General features: G+C 38.1%; 20 protein-coding genes and 1 riboswitch. Of the genes, 10 read left to right on the top strand and 10 right to left on the bottom strand.

What is annotated here, in order from left to right; genetic code table 11:
* Window positions 1–93, top strand: a riboswitch (TPP riboswitch).
* A gap of 62 nt (window positions 94–155) precedes the next feature.
* Window positions 156–728 carry an energy-coupled thiamine transporter ThiT gene (gene thiT, locus AC1VU3_RS13315; protein WP_480389018.1) on the top strand — a complete coding sequence of 191 codons (573 nt, stop codon included), beginning with the start codon at window positions 156–158 and terminating at the stop codon, window positions 726–728.
* Between the two features lie 89 nt (window positions 729–817).
* Window positions 818–1567, top strand: a complete 750-nt coding sequence (gene map / locus AC1VU3_RS13310) for a type I methionyl aminopeptidase (RefSeq protein ID WP_480389019.1) — start codon at window positions 818–820, stop codon at window positions 1565–1567.
* A gap of 51 nt (window positions 1568–1618) precedes the next feature.
* On the opposite strand, the gene AC1VU3_RS13305 is transcribed toward map, so the two are convergent.
* Window positions 1619–2344: a tryptophan-rich sensory protein gene (locus tag AC1VU3_RS13305; RefSeq protein ID WP_480389020.1), complete on the bottom strand. Its 726-nt coding sequence runs from the start codon at window positions 2342–2344 to the stop codon at window positions 1619–1621.
* A gap of 163 nt (window positions 2345–2507) precedes the next feature.
* Here AC1VU3_RS13305 and AC1VU3_RS13300 point away from each other — a divergent pair, with 163 nt between their 5' ends.
* Together AC1VU3_RS13300 and AC1VU3_RS13295 are read left to right on the top strand one after the other, a co-directional pair.
* A complete protein-coding gene (locus AC1VU3_RS13300) occupies window positions 2508–4310 on the top strand; it encodes a M3 family oligoendopeptidase (protein ID WP_480389021.1) in 1803 nt (600 codons plus the stop codon).
* A gap of 5 nt (window positions 4311–4315) precedes the next feature.
* Window positions 4316–4873 (top strand): GNAT family N-acetyltransferase, encoded by a 558-nt coding sequence (locus AC1VU3_RS13295; protein WP_480389022.1) that lies wholly within the window; start codon window positions 4316–4318, stop codon window positions 4871–4873.
* Window positions 4874–5005: 132 nt separating this feature from the next.
* Here the strand turns inward: AC1VU3_RS13295 and AC1VU3_RS13290 are convergent, their stop codons facing one another.
* The 4 genes from AC1VU3_RS13290 to AC1VU3_RS13275 all read right to left on the bottom strand — a co-directional run bounded on the left by AC1VU3_RS13290 (window position 5006) and on the right by AC1VU3_RS13275 (window position 8378).
* A complete protein-coding gene (locus AC1VU3_RS13290; protein ID WP_480389023.1) occupies window positions 5006–5575 on the bottom strand; it encodes a beta-class carbonic anhydrase in 570 nt (189 codons plus the stop codon).
* A gap of 75 nt (window positions 5576–5650) precedes the next feature.
* Window positions 5651–6658, bottom strand: coding sequence for a rod-share determining protein MreBH (gene mreBH / locus AC1VU3_RS13285; protein WP_480389024.1), 1008 nt, complete (start codon window positions 6656–6658; stop codon window positions 5651–5653).
* Window positions 6659–6920: 262 nt separating this feature from the next.
* Window positions 6921–7061 carry a hypothetical protein gene (locus tag AC1VU3_RS13280; RefSeq protein ID WP_480389025.1) on the bottom strand — a complete coding sequence of 47 codons (141 nt, stop codon included), beginning with the start codon at window positions 7059–7061 and terminating at the stop codon, window positions 6921–6923.
* Between the two features lie 84 nt (window positions 7062–7145).
* Window positions 7146–8378: an aminopeptidase gene (locus AC1VU3_RS13275; protein ID WP_480389026.1), complete on the bottom strand. Its 1233-nt coding sequence runs from the start codon at window positions 8376–8378 to the stop codon at window positions 7146–7148.
* A gap of 190 nt (window positions 8379–8568) precedes the next feature.
* On the opposite strand from AC1VU3_RS13275, the gene motA reads away from it, so the two are divergent.
* The 4 genes from motA (at window position 8569) to AC1VU3_RS13255 (ending at window position 12354) form a co-directional block, all read left to right on the top strand.
* Complete coding sequence (motA, locus tag AC1VU3_RS13270) at window positions 8569–9372, top strand: flagellar motor stator protein MotA (RefSeq protein ID WP_480389027.1); 804 nt, start codon at window positions 8569–8571, stop codon at window positions 9370–9372.
* Entirely contained in the window at window positions 9356–10123 is a 768-nt protein-coding gene (gene motB / locus AC1VU3_RS13265) for a flagellar motor protein MotB (RefSeq protein WP_480389028.1), read from the top strand. Before motA ends, motB begins: the two co-directional genes overlap by 17 nt.
* A 219-nt stretch (window positions 10124–10342) precedes the next feature.
* A complete protein-coding gene (locus tag AC1VU3_RS13260; protein WP_480389029.1) occupies window positions 10343–11443 on the top strand; it encodes a PfkB family carbohydrate kinase in 1101 nt (366 codons plus the stop codon).
* A complete protein-coding gene (locus AC1VU3_RS13255) occupies window positions 11440–12354 on the top strand; it encodes a pseudouridine-5'-phosphate glycosidase (protein ID WP_480389030.1) in 915 nt (304 codons plus the stop codon). Before AC1VU3_RS13260 ends, AC1VU3_RS13255 begins: the two co-directional genes overlap by 4 nt.
* Window positions 12355–12595: 241 nt before the next feature.
* On the opposite strand, the gene AC1VU3_RS13250 is transcribed toward AC1VU3_RS13255, so the two are convergent.
* Both AC1VU3_RS13250 and AC1VU3_RS13245 read right to left on the bottom strand, forming a co-directional pair.
* The gene (locus AC1VU3_RS13250) at window positions 12596–12817 is read right to left on the bottom strand and encodes a DUF1128 domain-containing protein (protein ID WP_480389070.1); all 222 of its coding nucleotides are present in this window, start codon (window positions 12815–12817) and stop codon (window positions 12596–12598) included.
* An 89-nt stretch (window positions 12818–12906) separates the two neighbouring features.
* Window positions 12907–14265 (bottom strand): alanine/glycine:cation symporter family protein, encoded by a 1359-nt coding sequence (locus tag AC1VU3_RS13245; protein WP_480389031.1) that lies wholly within the window; start codon window positions 14263–14265, stop codon window positions 12907–12909.
* 206 nt (window positions 14266–14471) lie between these two features.
* Here AC1VU3_RS13245 and AC1VU3_RS13240 point away from each other — a divergent pair, with 206 nt between their 5' ends.
* Both AC1VU3_RS13240 and AC1VU3_RS13235 read left to right on the top strand, forming a co-directional pair.
* Window positions 14472–14855, top strand: coding sequence for a YtxH domain-containing protein (locus AC1VU3_RS13240; protein ID WP_480389032.1), 384 nt, complete (start codon window positions 14472–14474; stop codon window positions 14853–14855).
* Window positions 14856–14879: 24 nt separating this feature from the next.
* On the top strand, window positions 14880–15854 hold the full coding sequence (locus AC1VU3_RS13235) for a YihY/virulence factor BrkB family protein (RefSeq protein WP_480389033.1): 975 nt from the start codon (window positions 14880–14882) through the stop codon (window positions 15852–15854).
* Between the two features lie 246 nt (window positions 15855–16100).
* Here the strand turns inward: AC1VU3_RS13235 and AC1VU3_RS13230 are convergent, their stop codons facing one another.
* From AC1VU3_RS13230 to AC1VU3_RS13220, 3 genes are all read right to left on the bottom strand, one after another.
* Window positions 16101–18005 (bottom strand): heavy metal translocating P-type ATPase, encoded by a 1905-nt coding sequence (locus tag AC1VU3_RS13230; RefSeq protein WP_482983726.1) that lies wholly within the window; start codon window positions 18003–18005, stop codon window positions 16101–16103.
* A gap of 159 nt (window positions 18006–18164) precedes the next feature.
* Entirely contained in the window at window positions 18165–19724 is a 1560-nt protein-coding gene (locus AC1VU3_RS13225; RefSeq protein ID WP_480389035.1) for a fumarate hydratase, read from the bottom strand.
* A 583-nt stretch (window positions 19725–20307) separates the two neighbouring features.
* Window positions 20308–20493, bottom strand: coding sequence for an SE1561 family protein (locus AC1VU3_RS13220; protein ID WP_480389036.1), 186 nt, complete (start codon window positions 20491–20493; stop codon window positions 20308–20310).
* Window positions 20494–20851 lie beyond the last annotated feature (358 nt).

The following is a 20851-nucleotide window of genomic DNA, read 5'->3' as shown; positions in this document are numbered from 1 at the left end:
CGAAACCACAGGGGGCGTCGCTTTAAGCGGCTGAGATAGTACCCTTTGAACCTGTAAGTTCATGCTTGCGTAGGGATGTGGATAGAATCTGACAATCGCGCGGTGTCTGGCTCTGTCCCACGGCGTTTTTTTTGTGGTTAAAAAGGGGAGAGATCATGAAGAATACTCGTGTTGTATTGTTAGTGGAGATTGCTATTTTTGCTGCGTTAGGTTATGTGTTGGATATGATTGGGTTCGGAATGCCACAAGGAGGAGACGTTTCTTTTGTGCTCGTTCCAATTATACTAATTGCTTTTCGTAGAGGGATTGTAGCAGGCTTAGTTACTGGGTTTTTAGTTGGACTTTTACAGGTGGCAACAGGAAGAATTTCTACCGCACCATTATCCTTTGAGATTGTTGTTATACAGGTAATTATGGATTATTTCTTGGCGTATATGGTTGCAGGGTTTGCAGGACTATTTAGGGGCTCTTTCTTGACGGCACTGGAACGACAGGACAAAAAACAAATGATATTAGTGGTAACCTTAGGTGCACTTCTTGCTTCTTTTCTCCGTTATCTTGCTCATGTAATATCTGGCATACTATTCTTTGGTGAGTTTGCAGAGGGGAATGTCATTCTCTATTCACTGGGCTATAATGCAACCTATATGATTCCTGTTTTCCTATTAGCAGCTATTATATGTTCTTCTCTATTCGTAAAGGCTCCACGCCTTATACTGCCTAAATAACGTGAAATATGGTATGATATTTGTACAGTTATAATCATATTAGATGTATATAAATAGAAGCATCTAGTAGGAGAAGGGATCTTGTTAAGATGATTGTACAAACAAATGAAGATTTACAAGCTTTAAAAAAAATTGGCCAAATAGTTGCTGAAATACGAGAAGCGATGAAGGCTGCAACAAAGCCAGGTGTAACCACAAAAGAGCTTGACGAAATTGCAGGAAGAATGTTTGAAGAAAAAGGTGCTGTGTCAGGCCCAGTGGGTGAATATGACTTTCCTGGTTTTACTTGCATCAGTGTAAATGAAGAGGTTGCCCATGGTATTCCAGGCTCAAAGGTAATCCAAGAAGGCGACCTGGTAAACATAGATGTTTCTGGTTCTTATAATGGATATTTTGCTGATACAGGTATTTCTTTCGTAGTTGGCGAGGGGTATGAAAGTAAGGAAAAGCTTTGTAAGGTAGCTGAAAGTGCTTTTAATCGTGCAATGACGAAGGTAAAGGCTGGATCTAGATTAAATCAAATAGGTAAAGCAGTGGCTAGAGAAGCGAAAGATAATGGATTAACGGTTATTATGAACCTAACTGGTCACGGAATTGGTAAATCGCTTCATGAAGCGCCACAGCATGTACTAAATTATTATGATGCATGGGATCCAACTATTCTGAAAGAGGGGATGGTTTTAGCAGTAGAGCCATTCATCTCCGAAAAGGCAGAGCATATCGTGGAATCTGGCGATGGTTGGACGTTTGTTACTCCAGATAAATCGCTAGTGGCTCAAATCGAGCACACGATCATCGTGACAAAAGATACACCAATTATTCTAACAAAATTAGATTAATCTTAGATTTCTTGGAAACAAAGTTGAGTATAGAAAAACGTCTGCGAAATATTATTTCGCAGACGTTTTTTTTATAAAGAAAATACCAAATATTAACACAGCACTTAAAAATAGCGAAGCTGTAGATATTAGTAACTCATTAAACATATGGCGGAAAGCTATGCCTATAAATGCCCAAATAAATACAAGTATAATTGCGCGGTCATTAAAATGATAACGGAAATGAAGGGCAATAGCAGTTGCAATGGTTAGAAAAATAACCACCCAAAGGGAGTTAGTCATACCAAAGCCACTAAACTCATAGTAGGTTAACACATAATCAAGGTTTGCAAAATTGGCTACAAAGATCCACCCTAAATAGATAGAAATCGGTAATCTACTCTTCCAGTTCTTTTCTTCTGTTGAATAGCTTAAGTAGAGTAAGAAAAGGGACCAAAGTAAAGCGATATTTGTGACTAATGAATAGCTGAATTTTTCATAATGCCATAAGTAAATCCAAGAAATATTAAATATGCAGGTTGCTAGAAACAAAGCTACTCTCGTTAAAGGAACTCTTTCTCCGTTGCGATATTCTTTAATGATATTCCATATCCAAAAGGCCAATAAAATGTATATAAATATCCAAATAGAAAATACATAATTAGCAGGAGTGAATAGCGCAGGAATTCTAGCAGAAATAGCCCCAGTGGTTTGCCCATTAATAGGAAGTGTGTTGGCTAATATATTGATTGAGATCACAGCAATATAGCCAATTACCAAAAGGATAATTTTAATCATACAACCCCCCTCCTTCTATCTAATAAGTATACCTTCGAAATATATGAACGACAAATTCAATTATGGGAATTATGTGACAAAAAAACGAATAATCAACAGGAATGCTTTAAAACAATGATATAATACAAATGATGTAAATATTTAAAATAGGGGGAATATTTAGATGATAAAACAAGACTATTCAAATGTCTGGGATCTTGACTGCTTTTTTCCAGGTGGAAGTAAGTCTCCAGAATTAAGAGCACATCTAGACAAAGTAAAGGAAAGCTTAGTAGTTTTCGAAAGAGAAACAGCTCGCTATGAAATCCCTTCCTCGATACAGGATGTCCAACTTATGCGTAATACTATTGAAGAGCTAAAGGATATAGCCATTCATTTGTCTCAAGCTAGTGCTGTTATCTCTTGCTTCCTTGCACAGGATACGAGAGATAAACAAGCGGCTCTTTTACAAGGAGAAACTAGTGCATTATATGCAAAATTGTCTTCTATCATGCTTTCTATCCAACAATCTTATAGTAAGGTTGAGGATACAGTTTGGGAGCAATTGTTACAAACGGAGGAGCTATCTCCTTTTTATTTTGTTTTGAACGAGTGGAGAGAAAAAGCAAAGAAAGCGTTGTCTGAAAAAGAAGAGGACTTAATCACAAAATTAGAAGTGGATGGATACCATGCATGGGGTCAACTGTACAATATGCTGGTGGGAGACATGAAGATTAAGCTCACAAATGACGGGAAAGAAGAGCTCTTATCGGTTGGCCAAGCAAATAATTTAAGCTCCCATCAAAACAAGGATGTTAGGAAAGAGGCACATGAAGTTTTGGAAAGCTCTTGGGAAGAGAAGGAAGAAATCTTTGCAAAGACTCTTAATCACCTGGCAGGATTTCGCTTAGCAACTTATGAAAAGAGGGGCTGGGATTCTGTCCTTCAAGAACCATTAGAAATTAATCGTATGAAGCAGGAAACATTGGATGCAATGTGGGGAGCAATTGCGAAAAATAAAAAGCCATTTGTTGATTATTTAAAAAGAAAATCAGATATGCTTGGAGAAGAGAGCATGCATTGGTACAATTTAGATGCACCAATAAGTTCTTCTACTCAAACTATGAGCTACCAAGAGGGTGCGGAATTTATATTAAAGCATTTCAAAGAGTTTGGTCCTAAGCTAGAAGCCTTTGCAAGACATGCATTTGAAAATCGTTGGATTGAAGCAGAAGATCGCCCTAATAAGCGACCGGGTGGTTTTTGTACAGGAATGCCTGTTTCAGAAGAGTCACGTATTTTTATGACATATAGCGGGTCAATGTCTAATGTTTCAACCTTAGCTCATGAATTAGGACATGCTTTCCATTCATATGCTTTAAAACCTGTACATTGGCTAAATCGTAGATATGCAATGGGAGTTGCTGAAACTGCTTCTACATTTGCAGAGATGATTGTTTCTGATGCGGCAGTTAAAGAAGCACGTACGAAAGAAGAGAAAATCGCTCTGCTTGAGGATAAAATTCAACGTAGCGTAGCCTTTTTCATGAATATCCACGCTCGATTCCTTTTTGAAACTAGATTTTATGAAGAGCGTAAAAATGGGATAGTCTCTGCAGCAAGGTTAAATGAACTGATGGAAGAAGCACAACGAGAAGCTTATGGTCATGCTCTTGATACTGCTCACCCTCATTTTTGGGCATCTAAGCTACATTTTTATATTACGGGAGTACCGTTCTATAATTTCCCTTATACTTTTGGATACTTATTCTCTTTAAGCATCTATGCGAAAGCGAAAAGTGAGGGGACTGGCTTTGAAGAAAAGTATATTGCATTACTGCAAGATACTGCAGTAATGACTGTAGAAGATTTAGCGATGAAGCACTTGGGAGAAGATATTACACAAGAGTCCTTTTGGATGAAGGGGATTAACCTTTGCATTCAGGATGTCCAGGAGTTTTTGCAATTAACTAATGCCGAAGGGTGAAATTATTGATTTATTTAGATGGAACTACATGTTATTTAAGGACCTTAACTATTAAGGACGCCTCAAGCCTTGCTAATTTAGTATACGACAATAAATTTTATTGGTCTGTCTTTGAACCTTTACATCAAGATGAGTACTATACTTCCTCAGTACAGAGAGAAAAAATTAGAGAATCTTTAATGCTGATGCAGGAGAAGAGAGAGTTTAGTTTTGGTATATTTGAGCATAAGACGGATAGGATGATTGGGAGCGTATCTTTGTATAGCCTTAAACGCATGCCATTTTCAAGTGGCTTGATAGGTTATTCAGTGGACCAAGGGTTTATTGGTAAAGGGATAGCGACTGAGGCCGTAAAGCTAGTTAAATCATTTGGCTTTGAAAATGTACATCTGAATCGTATTGAGGCATATGTATCGCCTAGAAATTTTGGTTCTATCAAGGTACTAGAGAATAACCTTTTCCTTAGAGAGGGGTTACTTCGTAAGCTTCTCTTTATAAATGGTAAGTGGGAGGATCATTATATGTATTCGTCGCTTCGTGAAGAATATATTATAGGTAGATAATTTACCTACGTAAAGAGAGCCAGAATAATCAGATATGGAAAATGGAAGAGAGCACATCACGATTACTCGGAAAGATAGAATCGTAAGTGCTCTCTTTATACCAGGGGAAATGTCGATTTCCCGGGAAATATTTTACTTTTTGTCGATGTTTCCGTCAGATATCAAGTCTAATCGCCCAGTAGTTGGATCAATTATTAGTCCATGAACTGGAACATTTGGTACCATGAGCGGATGATTTCGAATCATTTTTACGCTATTTAATACACTTTCTTCTACATTAGAAAAGCCTTCAAGCCACTTATGTATATCTACACCTGAGTACTTAAGCACTTCGAAGGTTTTCGGATCAATACCACGGTTCTCCATCTCTCTCATCACCTTTTCAGGCTCAACGGAGTTCATTCCACAATCGTAATGTCCAATTACATAAACCTCATCCGCTTGAAGAGCATATACGGCAACCATCAGGCTTCGCATAATTCCACCAAATGGGTGGTTGATCACTGCACCTGCACTTTTTACGATTTTAATGTCCCCATTTTTTAAATTCATTGATTTGGGCAACAACTCTACTAATCGAGTATCCATACAGGTAAGGATAACAATTCGTTTATCCGGAAATTTTGTTGTAACAAACGGTTCGTACTGCTTATCTTCTACAAATGTTTTATTATATTCTAGAATGTTATATAAGCTTGGCATTGAATCTCCTCCTATTCTATATTCTATTATAAGTAAGAAAGGGGAGAGCTTCAAATTGTTGTGTATAAAATTCGCTTATTTTGCTATTTTCCGTTTTCGAGTATTAACGAAGAAGGACTTTCCCGTACCAACCGCCACGGATTGAAGAGGTTCTGGAGCGATATGGACAGGAACCTCAATGGTTGAACTTAGCCATTCCTCCATATCCTTTAATAGTGCGCCACCACCTGTTAGGACAACCCCATGATCTACAATGTCTCCAGAAAGCTCAGGCGGACAGATTTCTAGTGTTGCTCGGATTGCTTCCAAGATAGATTCTAATGATTCCTTTAGAACCTCTTGGATTTGAGTAGAAGAGAGGTTAATAGTTTTCGGTAGCCCAGTAACTACGTCTCTTCCACGCACCTCTAGTTGTTCAACTACATGAGGTACTAAGGCATGGCCAATCGAGATTTTAATATTCTCAGCAGTCGGCTCTCCTATCATTACGTTATATTCTTTTCGCACAAAATTAATGATTGCCTCATCCATACGGTCTCCAGCTGCTTTCACAGTGTTTGAGGCGACTACGCCACCAAAAGAAATAATGCCAACTTCCGTGGTGCCACCACCAATATCAACAATCATACTTGCAATTGGCTCATTAACAGGGAGACCAGCACCGATTGCGGCTGCTACGGGCTCATCCATTAGTTGAACTTCCTTTGCACCACTTTGTCTAACTGCATCTTGTATGGCTCTTTTCTCTACAGAAGTGGCACCAGATGGCGTGCACACAATAACGGAAGGCTTTCGTAGTGCTGTCCCTAGCTTCTTGCTAGCTTTTTGCATAATTAATTTTAATAGCTGCGTTGTAACATCAAAATCAGCAATGACTCCATCTTTTAAAGGTCGAATGACGTCAATAGAAGCTGGAGTCTTCCCAATCATTTTTTTTGCCTCATTCCCAAAAGCGACAATCTCATTCGTTTTATTGTTCACAGCTACCACTGTAGGTTCATCTATTAATATGCCTTTTGCTTTTGTATATACCAATGTATTAGCAGTTCCTAAATCTATCCCAATATATTGAGTTGATAACATAAGTATTCCTCCATTCGCTACTCTTTCACTTTCGTCATTATAATAGAAAAAGTCCTCATTGCCATGTGTAAGGATATGGAACTTTACTTATGTTGCAGAGAAAAAGGGGATAATTTAACTATGGTTAACCATTTAACCATCTGAAAAGTACTAATATGTTATATTTCTGCAAACTCCTTGTTACGTAAAAGTTATAAAAAAGAGAAGTAGTTACAGAAATTTAAAAAGAAAAAAAGCACTGCAATTGCAGTGCTTAAATCTATTAGAATTTTTCAGTTGGTTTAGGATCGATCGTACTTGAATCAAGGTTATTCATTGGCATGGAGAAATAATGCATAATAATATACCCTATTACACCCATTCCAACTGTAAAGCCAAGAACTGTTGCTAAGAATAAGCCCATTTTTAAAACACCTCACTAGCAAGTTTTGCTATTATTATAACGTAGATTAGATATAAATGTAAAAAGAAATATCTACTGAGCTGATTAGAACGCCCAGTTTCCATTACGGAATATTGGTTCTACTGAGCCATCTTCCTTAATTCCATCTATGTTCATGTTAGCAGAGCCAATCATAAAGTCAACATGTGTAATGCTCTCATTAAGTCCATTAGCGGCTAATTCCTCACGACTCATTTTCTTGCCGCCTTCAATACAGAATGCATAAGCACTGCCAATTGCTAAATGATTGGAAGCATTCTCATCAAATAATGTATTGTAGAATAATAGATTCGAATTAGAAATTGGTGAATCATGCGGAACAAGTGCAACTTCTCCTAAGTAATGGGAGCCTTCATCAGTTGCCACAAGATTTTCTAATACCTCTTGTCCTTCCTCAGCCTCTACTTTTACAATTCTTCCTTCTTCAAAAGTAACCGTAAAGTTGTCAATAATATTCCCGCCGTAGCTTAAAGGCTTGCTGCTTGCGACATACCCATTTACACCGGTTTTTAGAGGAACTGTGAACACTTCTTCTGTTGGCATGTTGGCCATAAAGGCTTCCCCTTTTTCATTTACACTGCTTGCTCCACACCATAAATGTCGTTTAGGAAGCTCTATAATTAGATCTGTTCCCGGAGCTGTATAATGTAACTTTTGATACCTTTTCTCATTTAGGTAATCTACTTTTGTATGCAACTCCACGTCATGCTCTTTCCAAGCTTCTACAGGATTTTCCTGGTTTACACGAACCGCTTGGAAGATAGCCTCCCATAATGCTGGTACTTGTTCTTCCTCAGATAGCTCTGGGTAAACCATGGCTGCCCATTTTGGGGATGGTGCGGCAATTACAGACCAGCTAATCTTATCGGATTGCACATATTGGCGATATTTGCTCATTGCTTTTCCAGATGCTTTTTGGAAAGCGGAGATTTTGGCAGAATCAATCCCTTTAAATAAATCAGGAGCTTTGCTCACGATACTCAAAAAAGCTGCTCCGTTTTCAGCTAAATATTCTCTTTCTTGAACCTTCCAAGGAGGGAAGAATTCAAAAGACTCTTGCGGAGCCATTTCATAATGAATACGTGACAGTTCATCGTCATTTAAGTCTACATATACGTTGCTCGCTCCAGCTTCATATGCTTTTCTCGTAATTAAACGTACTAACTCTAGGCTGTCTGTGGAAGCAGCAATATACAGTGCTTGGCCTTGCTGAATATTCACACCGACCTTCACTGCTAACGAAGCATACTTTTCAAGTTTCGTAGTAAAAGATGACATGTTCATACTTCCTTTCTGTGATAACTTCATAGTACCAGTTACATCCATGCACTTTCAATGGCAATTCAGACAAATCTGTCAAAAATTATTCATACATCAATAAATTATATGCTTGTTCCAAATCTTTTTATTAAAAAATGCTCCAACTTGCCGAAATAAAAAACAGAAATAGAATGTGGGGGTTAATGAATTGGATAAATCGACAGTCTTTGGACTTATTATTGCTGCAATAGCTTTACTAGTAGGAATGTTCTTTAAAGGAGTAACACCGGATGCATTATTAAATCCAGCTGCTATATTTATCATTATTTTAGGTACAATTTCAGCGGTTGTGATTGCATTTCCGACCAGTGACTTAAAGAGAGTACCAAAGCTATTCGGAGTTTTGCTGAAAGAACAGAAAGGTATCTCAGATGCCGAAATAATACACCTATTTTCGAGCTGGGCAGATCTTGCGCGCAGGGAGGGGCTGTTGGCTTTAGAAGGGAAGATTTCAGAAGTCGATGACGTTTTTCTGAAAAATGGTTTAACATTGGCAATAGACGGTCAAAACGCAGATTATATAAGAGATGTGTTAACAGAGGAAATAGATGCATTGGAAGATAGACATGCCGGTGGGGCGCAAATTTTCTCTCAAGCCGGGACTTATGCTCCTACTTTAGGGGTACTAGGTGCTGTTATCGGGTTAATTGCTGCACTTAAAGATATGAATGATATAGAAGCATTAGGACATGCTATCTCCGCTGCTTTCGTTGCAACATTAATGGGTATTTTCACTGGATATGTAATTTGGCATCCTTTTGCAAATAAATTAAAGAGAAAATCCAAACAAGAAATTCGTCAAAAAACGATGATGTTAGAAGGGGTATTATCTGTATTAGAAGGAGATGCTCCAAGAGTTATAGAGCAGAAGTTGGCTTCTTACTTATCGATGGCTGACCGCAAAAAAATCATGAATGAAAGCGGGGCGGCAAGTATTGGCAAGGAAGCATAAAAAACATAAGCATGAAGAGCATATGGATGAGTCTTGGCTTATACCATATGCCGACATCCTTACACTATTATTAGCTTTGTTTATTGTGTTATTTGCATCAAGTACAGTAGATCAACAAAAGCTAGAGCAAATGTCAGCTGTATTTAGTCAGGTTTTTGATGGCGGTGAAAGCATTATGGATAACCCAGCACCCCTAGAGATTCCTAATGCTTCTAAGCAAACTGGTGAAGGGACCGAAAGCACAGCGTATATAGAGGATCAGCAGGCGTTAGCTGAGATTCAAGACAGCGTGGATGAATATATAGCGGTGAATGAGCTCGAAAAACAATTTGCTACTAAGTTAACTGATGAGGGTCTATTGGTTACGATTCGTGATAGTATACTCTTTGATTTTGGAGAAGCTGAAGTAAAAGAGGAGTATCGTGGGATAGCAGAAGATATCTCTGAACTCTTGGTGTTTGATCCACCAAGAAATGTTGTGATTACAGGGCATACAGATAATATTCCAATATCGAGCTCGGAATACGCATCGAATTGGGAGTTAAGTGTCATGCGTTCTGTCAACTTCCTAAAAATTTTAGTGAACAATCAAACGATTGATCCACTATATTTTAGTGCAAAAGGTTATGGAGAATATATGCCTCTCGCATCTAATGACACAGAGGAAGGCCGTTCTAAAAATAGAAGAGTAGAAGTTTTAATTCAACCAAGAGTATTAGAGGATGGGACGTTAAACGATACACCCCAATAGATAAGAATGAAGTATAGTACCACAAAATAGATGCACTTGCGATGTTATCTTTTGATAACCTCGTGAGTGCTTTTTTACTTCTCTAACGTCTTGTTAACTTATTGGACCGGAATAAATAATTTTTATTTGAAAAAACAATTGACTTTATTAAACAAAAGTTTATACTTTAAACAAAAGTAAAAAACATTTGGTAAAAGTTTGAATGGGGGTGTATACACCATGGAATCTAAGGAAGTGAAAATATTATCATTCCTGCAAAAAAACCCTTACGCTTCCCAGCAAGAGATTGCTAATGAGCTAGGCATATCAAGACCAGCAGTTGCTAATATAATTTCTCAGCTAATAAAAAACGGAAAAATTATAGGACGTGCTTATGTGCTTCCCGAGAAAAAGGAAGTAATCTGTATCGGCGGAGCCAATGTAGATAGAAAATACATAGTAAAAGATAAACTGCTAATGGGAACTTCTAATCCAACTACTAGTATGCAAAGCATAGGTGGAGTTGCAAGAAATATTGCAGAGAATCTTGGGAGGCTTGGTCATTCGGTCCGTTTGCTGACCGTAGCAGGGAATGATATGGAGTTTGATTTAATTGAAAAGGCTTCAAGTCATTGGATGAATTTGTTCTCAGTGGAGAGGCTGTCAACCCATCAAACGGGAACGTATTCAGCCGTCCTGGATAAGGAAGGCGAAATGCTCTTTGCATTAGCTAACATGGATATATATGAACAATTAACGGTGGATTATATTAAAAAGCATGAATCTTTCCTAACAAATGCTAGATTACTTGTTTTGGATATGAATTGTCCTAAACAAGTGATTGAGTATGTGCAAGGTTTAGCTAAAGGACATCATATTCCCTTAGCGATTATTCCTGTTTCCTCTCCCAAGATGAATAGAATGCCCGATTCTTTGGAAGGCTTAGATTGGTTAATCGTTAATCGAGATGAAGTGGAAACATATCTACATATAGAAATATCAGATGAAACAGCATGGAAAGCTGCGGCAGATCAGCTAGTGGCCTTAGGTGTTAAACATGTAGCGATTACCAATGGATCAAAGGGAGTTGTGTCAGCCGGTTCATCATACGAGCCGATGCATATCCCAGCAATACCTACTACGCAGGTAGTCGATGTAACGGGAGCTGGTGATGCTTTTGTGTCAGGCACCTTGCATGCTTGGTTGGAGGGAGAAGGCTTGAAGGAGGCTATTCAAGCTGGAATGATGAATGCTCACAAAACATTACAATCTGCAGACACTGTAAGAACTGAACTTTCAAAAATTACTTTATTAAAAGAGTTGGAGGAACAAACGATATGAAACAATACTTAACATATTCAGAAGAAGTAAAAAAAGCGATGGAGGCTGGTCTTCCAATCGTTGCATTAGAATCAACTATTATTTCCCATGGCATGCCATACCCACAAAACGTTGAAATGGCAAGAACAGTTGAACAGATTGTCAGAGACAATGGTTCAGTTCCAGCGACTATAGCTATTATGGATGGAAAGATTAAGATAGGTCTATCAGATGAGGAGCTTGAATTGTTAGGAACAAGTAAAGGAGTAAGAAAGACTTCTCGCCGCGATCTTCCTTACGTGATAGCCTCCAAAGAAATTGGGGCAACTACTGTTTCGACTACCATGATATGTGCGGACCTAGCGGGAATCAGAATGTTTGTAACTGGTGGTATAGGTGGAGTTCATAGAGGAGCAGAAACTACTATGGATATTTCTGCAGATTTAGAGGAACTAGCTTCTACGAACGTAGCTGTCGTTTGTGCAGGAGCAAAATCTATTTTAGATATCGGATTAACATTAGAATATCTAGAAACAAAGGGTGTTCCGGTAATTGGCTATCAAACTTCTTCTTTCCCAGCATTTTATTCAGCAACAAGCCCTTTTGAAGTGAATTTCCGATTAGATTCAGAACAATCAGTTGCAGAATTGCTGAAGGTGAAATGGGAGCTTGGACTACAAGGGGGAGCAGTTATCGCAAATCCTATTCCCGCTGAATATTCCTTAGACGAGCAATATATGGATGAAATTATTCGAAAAGCACTTGGAGAAGCTGAAGAAAAAGGTATTAAAGGGAAAGATGTAACTCCTTTCTTATTAGGAAAAGTAAAAGAGCTTACAGAAGGAAAATCTTTAGAATCTAATATTCAATTAGTATATAATAACGCAAAAGTTGGGGCGCGTATCGCTGCGGTTTTAAACAAACTTGCTTAAACATAAAAAAATAATTTAAACAAAAAACATTTTTCTCAGCTGAGAAAAATGTTTTTTTATTTAAAAGGTATATAATTTTAGGGCCAAGTGTTTATATGACTCCAGCGTCTTGCCCCTCGAGGGCCAACAGGATGTTGGTCAGGAAAACGTTGTCACACGATGTTACGTTCTTAGTTTTTCTTCCTTGCTTACGTTCCCCATTTGCTTGTCGGGGCAAACCAGGCGCTTGCGCTTTTCTTGTTTATTTTCTTAGGTTGCCTAATTCTGATGCAATAGCTTGCATTTCACTAGGACTAAACGAATCTCTTTTTTGAACCATTTCATAAAGGTAAACTAAATCCTCGTACTGTGTAGCGTTGAAATCATCTACACGCATTGCATCAACGTTCACCATTCGTAATTTTTCTTTTATTGTCTCAAGCATAAACTTTACATTTTCTGCAGAAGGTTTTGATAAATCCATCTTCGTACCTGCCTTTCTATTCTGAACTCTAGCTACTAAGCGTTCAAGTTTCAATTAATCATTTCATGCTGCCGATAGAAAGTCAATTGTTAATTGGATTTGGCTGCTGCCTTTTCTTCTTTAAGCTTCTCTTGAATTCTCTTTGTTTCAAAAACTACTACACCAGCTAAGCCTATTAAACCTATTAAGTTAGGTATCGCCATCAATGCGTTCGTAATATCAGAGAATTTCCAGATAAGGTCAAGGGAAACTACAGAGCCTACAAAAACCATTGCCACAAAAGCTATCCGATAAACAATCAGTAGGGAAGTGCTCTTGAATAAATATTGGAAGCATTTCTCACCGTAATAAGCCCAACCAAAAATAGTAGAAGAGGCAAAAAATATTAAACCAATTGCTACTACAATTGGACCCCAATCTCCTAAGAAATATCCAAAGGAAGCGGAAGTTAAAGCGTCTCCCTTGATACTAGTATCTAGATATTGACCAGACATTACGATCGTTAAGCCAGTGATTGTACAAATAACAAAAGTATCTAAGAAAACTTGTGTCATGGATACAAGCGCTTGACGGCCGGGCATATCCGTCTTTGCTGCTGCGGCAGCGATAGGAGCAGACCCAAGACCTGCTTCGTTAGAAAATACCCCACGTGCAATCCCGTAACGAATAGCTGCCCCAATTGCACCACCAGCAGCAGCTTCTGTTGAAAATGCCATCTTAAAAATAGTTGCAAAAGCACTTGGGACTTCGGAAAAATTCGTCACCACAACTATTAAACCAGCAACTAAATAAAAGAGAGCCATAATAGGAACAAAAACAGCGGTCACTTTTCCAATTGATTTTATTCCACCAAGTATTACGAGTGCAGTAAATATTGTAAGTATAAGGCCTGTAATCCAAGTTTCAATACCAAAAGTAGTTTCTACTACACCAGCTACTGAATTAGATTGTGTACCATTTCCGATTCCAAAGGCAGCAACTGCTCCAAAAATAGCGAACAGTACAGCTAACCACTTTTGCTTTAATCCATGCTCTAAATAATACATAGGTCCCCCAGCCATTTGGCCATTAGAGTCCTTTACACGGTATTTTACGGCTAATATTGCCTCACTATATTTCGTAACCATCCCGAAAAAAGCGGAGAACCACATCCAAAAGATTGCTCCTGGTCCACCTAATACTACCGCTGTTGCTACTCCCACTATGTTACCAGTTCCGACAGTAGCAGCTAATGCTGTGGTAAGAGCTTGGAATTGAGAAATATCTCCTTCTGCATTTTTGTCATGCTTTCTTGAAAAAGCTAGTCTCAAGGCTACAGGCAATAATCTCACTTGTAAAAATGCAACTCGGACTGTTAAATAAATACCTGTTCCTACAATGAGAATTAATAGGGGCGCGCCCCATAAAAAATCAGAAATGCTTCCTAGTATGTCGTTTAAGCGTTCCATGCTTGCTTCCCTCCAAAAAATTATGTAGTATTTTTCCTTTCTAGTGAGACAGCTCCTTCTGCAATGTATTTTTCCTTTGTTACAATACTCTTAAATTAATGCGTTTTAGTCAAGATAAAATCAAATATTTATAATATTAGTTTGATTAATAACGACCCGGGTATAATGATGTTAAACTGATAAGTTTTAAAATGGAGGTATGTAAAATGAGTGAGAATAAGTTTTATAAAGGTATTTTGTACGGCGCGGTACTTGGAGGAGCGGTTACCCTGCTTGATAGAAAAACGAGAGATGCAGTGATGAATAAATCAAGAGTTATTCGGAATGAAATTAGTTATTATAGCAAAAATAGAGAGGAACTGAAAACTACCCTCGAAGATCAGATGAACAAATGGAAAGCTATTTATGAGCAATTTTCTTCAGATGCTAAATATCTATCTAATAAGGTTAATGAGGTAAAAGAAATTACTCCTCAAGTAAAAAATCTGTTAGCAGAAACCAAGGATACTTTTTCTCATTCAAAAGAGGAATATAAAACATTAGTTGCAGCAGAGGAAGAACCTAAAAGTATCTATGAACCAAAAGGATAAGGTAGGAAGAGGAGGGATGAAAACATGGAGCAAAACCATAACCACAAATCTAAGGCCTCCTCGTCGCATTGGTTATCAAGAATAAAGTTTTTAAATGTAAAGAAAAAGGAAGAGGCGGAAGAAAAACACGATTTAACCTCTTGGTCTGGTTATTTTAAGTATCTTGTGGCTCACATTAAGAGTGTTGATTTGTCGGGGCTAGCTGCTCAGCTAGCTTATTTCTTCCTTCTTTCTTTGTTTCCTTTACTTATATTTATGGTAACGCTTTTACCTTATTTAAATTTAGATGAGGCTCAAGTATATAGATTTCTAGAAAATTATGCTCCAGGTGAGGTATATGCATTAATCGAGGGTACTCTTTCAGATGTATTGCAGAATAGAAATGGTGGATTATTGTCATTTGGTATCATTGCTACTATCTGGTCTGCTTCTAACGGGATGAATGCAATTGTTAAATCACTAAATAGATCGTATGGAATAGAGGAGACTAGACCTTTTTATATTGTAAGAGGGTTATCTGTTGTTTTTACAATCCTAATGATTCTCCTATTTGCTGTCGCCTTAGTTCTACCGGTATTCGGAAGGCAAATAGGAAGTGTTCTATTTTCTTTCTTTGGCTTTGAGGAAGGTTTTATAAACATATGGAATAGCATTAGATGGACAATCAGTCCGCTTATTATCTTTATAGTTCTTAGTGCGCTATATTGGATTGTTCCTAATACAAAGTTAACGTTAAAAAGTGTTCTTCCTGGTGCATTATTCTCTACGATTGGATGGATTCTTACTTCTCTAGCATTCTCTTTTTATGTAAGCAATTTTGCGAATTACGCCAATACATATGGGAGTATTGGGGGAATCATCGTATTAATGCTATGGCTATACTTTACAGGAAATATCCTTCTAATTGGAGGTCAAGTAAATGCAGTAATGCGTGAAAGACAAGCGCAGCTAAATGCGAAGAAAGTAAACAGAGTGAAAGTGAAAGTGAAGGAAAGGTAATCCCTTTTGTTCGTAGAGAGAAAAGAGACAGGTTCTAATTCAAATGTAGAGGTGTGTCCAATTGATTTTTCCATTGGCGCACCTCTTTTTGATGCCTATGACTTCGTCAAAATAATAGGTGAATTCCTACTGAATCCCTACATTTTTAAATATATGATTGAGAGGAATTAACGCATAGAGAAAAAGCGCTTATGATTCCGAATAACATACAGAATCATAAGCGCTTTACCTTTACGAGGAATATTATTAAGAAGGAATGTTTCTATTTAGCATACGCAATCCATTTAGGATGACGAGAATTGTACTTCCTTCGTGACCAATTACTCCAAACGGCAAATCTACTACCTGCAGGAAGTTTGAAATAATAAGGACCACAATGACAGAGATAGAGAAGAAGATATTTTGCTTGACTATTCGTTGCATTTTTCGTGACAGTCGAACTGCATAAGCAATTTTAGATAAATCATTCTTCATTAATACAACGTCTGCTGTTTCAAGTGCGACATCTGTTCCTTCTCCCATAGCGAAGCCGGTTGTTGCGGTAGCTAGGGCAGGTGCATCGTTAATACCATCTCCGACCATACCTACAAAATGATGCTCCTTAAGCAACTCCTTCATATGCTCTACCTTTGTTTCAGGGAGGCATTCGGCTATATATCGGTCAATTCCAGCTTCCTTTGCAATTGCTTTTGCTGTTTTCTCATTGTCCCCAGTAAGCATGATCGGAGTTATACCAAGTTTTTTTAGCTGTTTGATAGCTTCTTTTGCTTCTTCACGTACTGTATCCTTTAATGCTACAGCGGCGGCAATACCAGCTTCATCACGCATAAATATGACGGTTTTCCCTTCGTTGGCAAGATTGCTAGTTATGCCATTCTGAAATGCGAAGGCATCCTCTTTATTCACGAAATCTGGCTTTCCGACTAAATATAATTGATTATTCACTGTAGCCTGTAATCCAAAACCTGGCTTATCCTCAATTGGAATCGGACTAAATTTAGTAATTCCTTTGTCCTTTGCGAAACTTGTAATGGCTACAGCAAGTGGATGATTGGACTGTGCCTCGATTGTTGCTAGAATTTCTAATGTAGCTAATTGATCTAAACCATCTCGAACGAAGTAATCTGTCACTACCGGCTTCCCTTGGGTTAATGTTCCTGTTTTATCAAGGGCTATTGCTTTCATTTCACTGATATTTTCTAGATGCATACCACCCTTAAAGAGGATTCCGCTCTTAGCTCCATTAGAAATAGCAGCTAGTGTCGCAGGCATAATGGAAGCGACAAGTGCGCAAGGAGAAGCAACTACTAAGAGTACCATAGCTCGATAAAAAGTAGTATTCCAATCCCAGTCAAGTAAATAATGAGGGAGAAACATCATCAAGGCAACTGCGACTAGCACTACTTTTACATATGTACCCTCAAATCTCTCGATAAATTGTTGAGCAGGAGATTTCTCATCTCTTGCTGCTTGTACGAGGTCGATAATTTTTTGGAAAAGCGAATCCTCATTTGTTTTCGTCATTTCCATTGTAATAGCACCACTTAAGTTAACTGTACCGGCAAATAATTCATCGCCTGTTTGTTTGGAAAGTGGGATGGATTCTCCACTAATCGTTGCTTCATCAACGGATGTAGCTCCAGAAATGATTACCCCATCTGCAGGAATTCTTTCTCCTGGTTTAACCACTAACCGATCTTTTAATTGTAGATCTTTGACGGAAACTCTTGTAGTTGTACCATCATTGTTAAGTCTCCATGCTTCTTCAGGCTGAAGCTCCATAAGAGAGGAGATTTCCTTTTCGCTCTTATTCATCGTATAAGTTTCCAAAGCACCACTTAGAGCAAAAATGAAGATTAAAATCGCACCTTCCGTCCAATATCCAATGATTGCTGAGCCTATTGCCGCTAGAATCATCAGCATTTCTACATTGAGTTTTCTCTCCTGAATGGTAGCCTCTATACCCTCTTTTGCTTTGGCAAAGCCACCGATAATAAATGCTAGCAAATAAAAAATAATAGAAGCAGTCTGTTGTCCTGCCTCACCTATAAGCCATGCAGCTAATATTAAGACACCCGAAAGTAGAGCAGCTATTAACTCTAAATGGGGAACAATTCTTTGTAAAATATTTGTTGATTTACTGTTTATCATGAAATTACCTCCTCTTACCAGTATCCCTATAGAGAATGCATTCAATAGGGATTAATGGGAAAACTGGACCTCCCAAAGGGGGAAATCCAGTTAATTATATTAAATATTACTTTATAATCATTATAATGTAGAGAGGTTTTTCGTGTCAACCTTATACGATTAGGAGAATACTCTTTCTTTATACATAGCTAGTTTTTCTAAAGAAGATTTCTCTACGTCTGCATGTAAACTGTTGCCATGAGAATCCATTGTAACAACAGCAGTAAAGTCCTCTACTCGAAGATGCCACATTGCTTCTGGGATACCGAATTCCATTAAGTCTACGCCGTCAACCCCCTTAATGCAATCAGCATAATATTGAGCTGCTCCACCAATTGCATTCAAATAAACTCCTCCATGCTCTTGTAGGGCAGCGAGTGTTTTAGGACCCATTCCTCCTTTTCCGATTACGGCACGAATACCAAATTTTTTCATAATATCCCCTTGGTAAGGCTCCTCACGGATAGAGGTTGTCGGACCTGCTGCACGCACATGCCAGTTGCCGTCTTCGTCTTTTTGCATTACTGGACCGCAGTGGTAAATAATTTGTCCATTTAAATCGACAGGCGCATCATGACTCATTAAGTGATGGTGAATTGCATCACGGCCTGTATACATACGACCTGTGATAGAAACAACATCTCCTACTTTTAAAGAACGAATTTGTTCTTCTGTTATAGGAGCTTTCAGTTCGATTACTTGTTTACTAGCATCTTCTTTTATTTCATCTTTAAACTCTATTTTTTCTCCATCTTGGTAATGCCAATCTAAGATTTCTCCAGTAGATGGGTGTATATTAATAGCCATACGACGATATGCCCAGCAATTATAAGCTACTGAAACATAAAAGCTGGCTGGTATACGATGCATGACACCAATTTTGCAGCCCAGTAGAGTAGCTTCTCCACCAAATCCCATCGTTCCTATTCCTAAGGTATTTGCTTTTTCTACTATATATGCCTCTAATTTTGCAAGGTCCGGATTTGGATTAACATCCTCTACAGAACGGAATAGTTGCTCTTTAGCTAAATCATAACCGGATGAACGGTCTCCACCTATACCAACACCTATAAAACCTGCTGAACATCCTTGTCCTTGTGCTTGATAAACAGAGTGAAGGATACACTTACGAATGCCATCTAAATCTCTTCCTGCACGACCAAGCCCTTCTAATTCTGTAGGAAGACTGTATTGGATATTTTTGTTTTCACATCCGCCACCCTTAAGGATTAGCTTCATCTCTATGTAGTCTTTTTCCCATTGTTCAAACTTGATAACAGGGACACCATCTCCTAGATTATCTCCACTATTTTTTCCTGTTAATGAATCTACGGAGTTTGGTCGAAGTTTCGCATCTTTTGTAGCCTCAGCTATCGCTTTCTTAATAGCGGCTTTTATTTCTAATTGGTTAACACCGACAGGAGTTTTTATCTTGAACGTTGGAAGTCCAGTGTCCTGACAAATAGGAGATATATTTTCATCTGCCATTTGAATGTTATTTGTAATAGTATCAAGGCTCATAGCAGCGCGTGTTCCTGCATTTTCTGAAGCCTTAGCCTTTTGAATTGCTCGTCGAACATCCTTTGGTAAATTTGTAGAAGTTTCAGTAATTAACTGATATATGCTTCTCTCCAACTGCTCAAGATATGTACCGTTTCTTTCTAATTGCTCTAATTGCATATGGAAACGCCCCTTTTTAATATGTAGTAACAAGCCATCTTTCAGTATACTATGTTCTTCATCTGAAAAAAAGAGTGCTAAGCAGTTGAAAGAGGAAACAAACAATGTTTTCCTGATCTCCTGTTGGGCTACGGAAAGCGTCCGGCGCAACGAAGAACCCAATGGCGAAAAAATCTAGATAGAAGGAATAGGTCCAACAATCCCATTCCTTTCTTGATTAGGTGAATGGTATTTAAATTTATAGAACATTTTAATTTTAGTAGGAAACCCGATTGGTTCGTAGCAGCGTCGGCGACTCCTGTGGGAGCAAGGTGGTAGGTAAGACAGCACAACCACGCGCGTTAGCGTTGGGTGCTGGCTTACCTAAGGGAGGGAAAACTAAGAACGTCACATCCTGTGACAACGTTTTCCTGACCAACATCCTGTTGGCTTCCGACGCAGCGGAGAACCATAATGCTTCAAAATAAAAAAGTACTTACGATTCTAATCATCTATAGAATCGCAAGTACTCTCATTCAATCTGCCCCAGTCATTTGAGGTATTTTATCTACATTCATTTCAAAACAAGCATATTAGGCTTATTTTATTTATTGGAGTTTTTAAATTGTTCCATTTTAAGTTCTAGGTCGTCCATCATTTGAATAAGGCGATCAATATCCTCTAAATTAGTCGTTTCTGGCTCAATGGAATCAAGAACCTCCAAGAACATTTGCAGCCTGTCCTTTAAATAGGATACTTGCTGTTCTGGATTTGAAATTTGTTTGCCCAAAGAATAACACCTCGCTTTTATATGATAAGAATATAGGAAAGCTTCAAGAAAAGATAGGAAAAAAGAGTTATTTCTTTATTTTATTTATTTATAATATTTACAATAATCAGTTTACGTGTTATTGTAGATATAACCTTTACATAGGAAGGAGGCCGTAGTGAATAGTCGAAACCAATTCAATCTAGTGAAGGAGGGGTTCAGACATTTCACCGGCAACAGTGCCGTAAATGCAATTATGAAGAATTTCAAGGAGAATAGTTATCATTAAAGGCTCAGTCTTATCTATTTAGATATTGCTGGGCCTTTTGTTTTGTCTTTTTTCACCGTGTTTGGAAAGGTATATTTTATCGTGTTAGTT

The sequence above is a fragment of the Psychrobacillus sp. Z16_25 genome, from assembly GCF_056856695.1.
This window is presented reverse-complemented; position numbering and strand designations above follow the sequence as displayed.

Excerpts from the sequence above, each read along its gene's own strand:
- map (WP_480389019.1), top strand. The coding sequence starts at position 818 with ATGATTGTACAAACAAATGAAGATTTACAAGCTTTAAAAAAAATTGGC.
- AC1VU3_RS13235 (WP_480389033.1), top strand. The coding sequence starts at position 14,880 with ATGGAGCAAAACCATAACCACAAATCTAAGGCCTCCTCGTCGCATTGG.
- AC1VU3_RS13240 (WP_480389032.1), top strand. The coding sequence starts at position 14,472 with ATGAGTGAGAATAAGTTTTATAAAGGTATTTTGTACGGCGCGGTACTT.
- AC1VU3_RS13245 (WP_480389031.1), bottom strand. The coding sequence starts at position 14,265 with ATGGAACGCTTAAACGACATACTAGGAAGCATTTCTGATTTTTTATGG.
- AC1VU3_RS13305 (WP_480389020.1), bottom strand. The coding sequence starts at position 2,344 with ATGATTAAAATTATCCTTTTGGTAATTGGCTATATTGCTGTGATCTCA.
- AC1VU3_RS13290 (WP_480389023.1), bottom strand. The coding sequence starts at position 5,575 with ATGCCAAGCTTATATAACATTCTAGAATATAATAAAACATTTGTAGAA.
- AC1VU3_RS13250 (WP_480389070.1), bottom strand. The coding sequence starts at position 12,817 with ATGGATTTATCAAAACCTTCTGCAGAAAATGTAAAGTTTATGCTTGAG.
- AC1VU3_RS13280 (WP_480389025.1), bottom strand. The coding sequence starts at position 7,061 with ATGGGCTTATTCTTAGCAACAGTTCTTGGCTTTACAGTTGGAATGGGT.
- AC1VU3_RS13260 (WP_480389029.1), top strand. The coding sequence starts at position 10,343 with ATGGAATCTAAGGAAGTGAAAATATTATCATTCCTGCAAAAAAACCCT.
- AC1VU3_RS13300 (WP_480389021.1), top strand. The coding sequence starts at position 2,508 with ATGATAAAACAAGACTATTCAAATGTCTGGGATCTTGACTGCTTTTTT.
- AC1VU3_RS13225 (WP_480389035.1), bottom strand. The coding sequence starts at position 19,724 with ATGCAATTAGAGCAATTAGAAAGAAACGGTACATATCTTGAGCAGTTG.
- thiT (WP_480389018.1), top strand. The coding sequence starts at position 156 with ATGAAGAATACTCGTGTTGTATTGTTAGTGGAGATTGCTATTTTTGCT.
- mreBH (WP_480389024.1), bottom strand. The coding sequence starts at position 6,658 with ATGTTATCAACTCAATATATTGGGATAGATTTAGGAACTGCTAATACA.
- AC1VU3_RS13230 (WP_482983726.1), bottom strand. The coding sequence starts at position 18,005 with ATGATAAACAGTAAATCAACAAATATTTTACAAAGAATTGTTCCCCAT.
- AC1VU3_RS13275 (WP_480389026.1), bottom strand. The coding sequence starts at position 8,378 with ATGTCATCTTTTACTACGAAACTTGAAAAGTATGCTTCGTTAGCAGTG.
- AC1VU3_RS13255 (WP_480389030.1), top strand. The coding sequence starts at position 11,440 with ATGAAACAATACTTAACATATTCAGAAGAAGTAAAAAAAGCGATGGAG.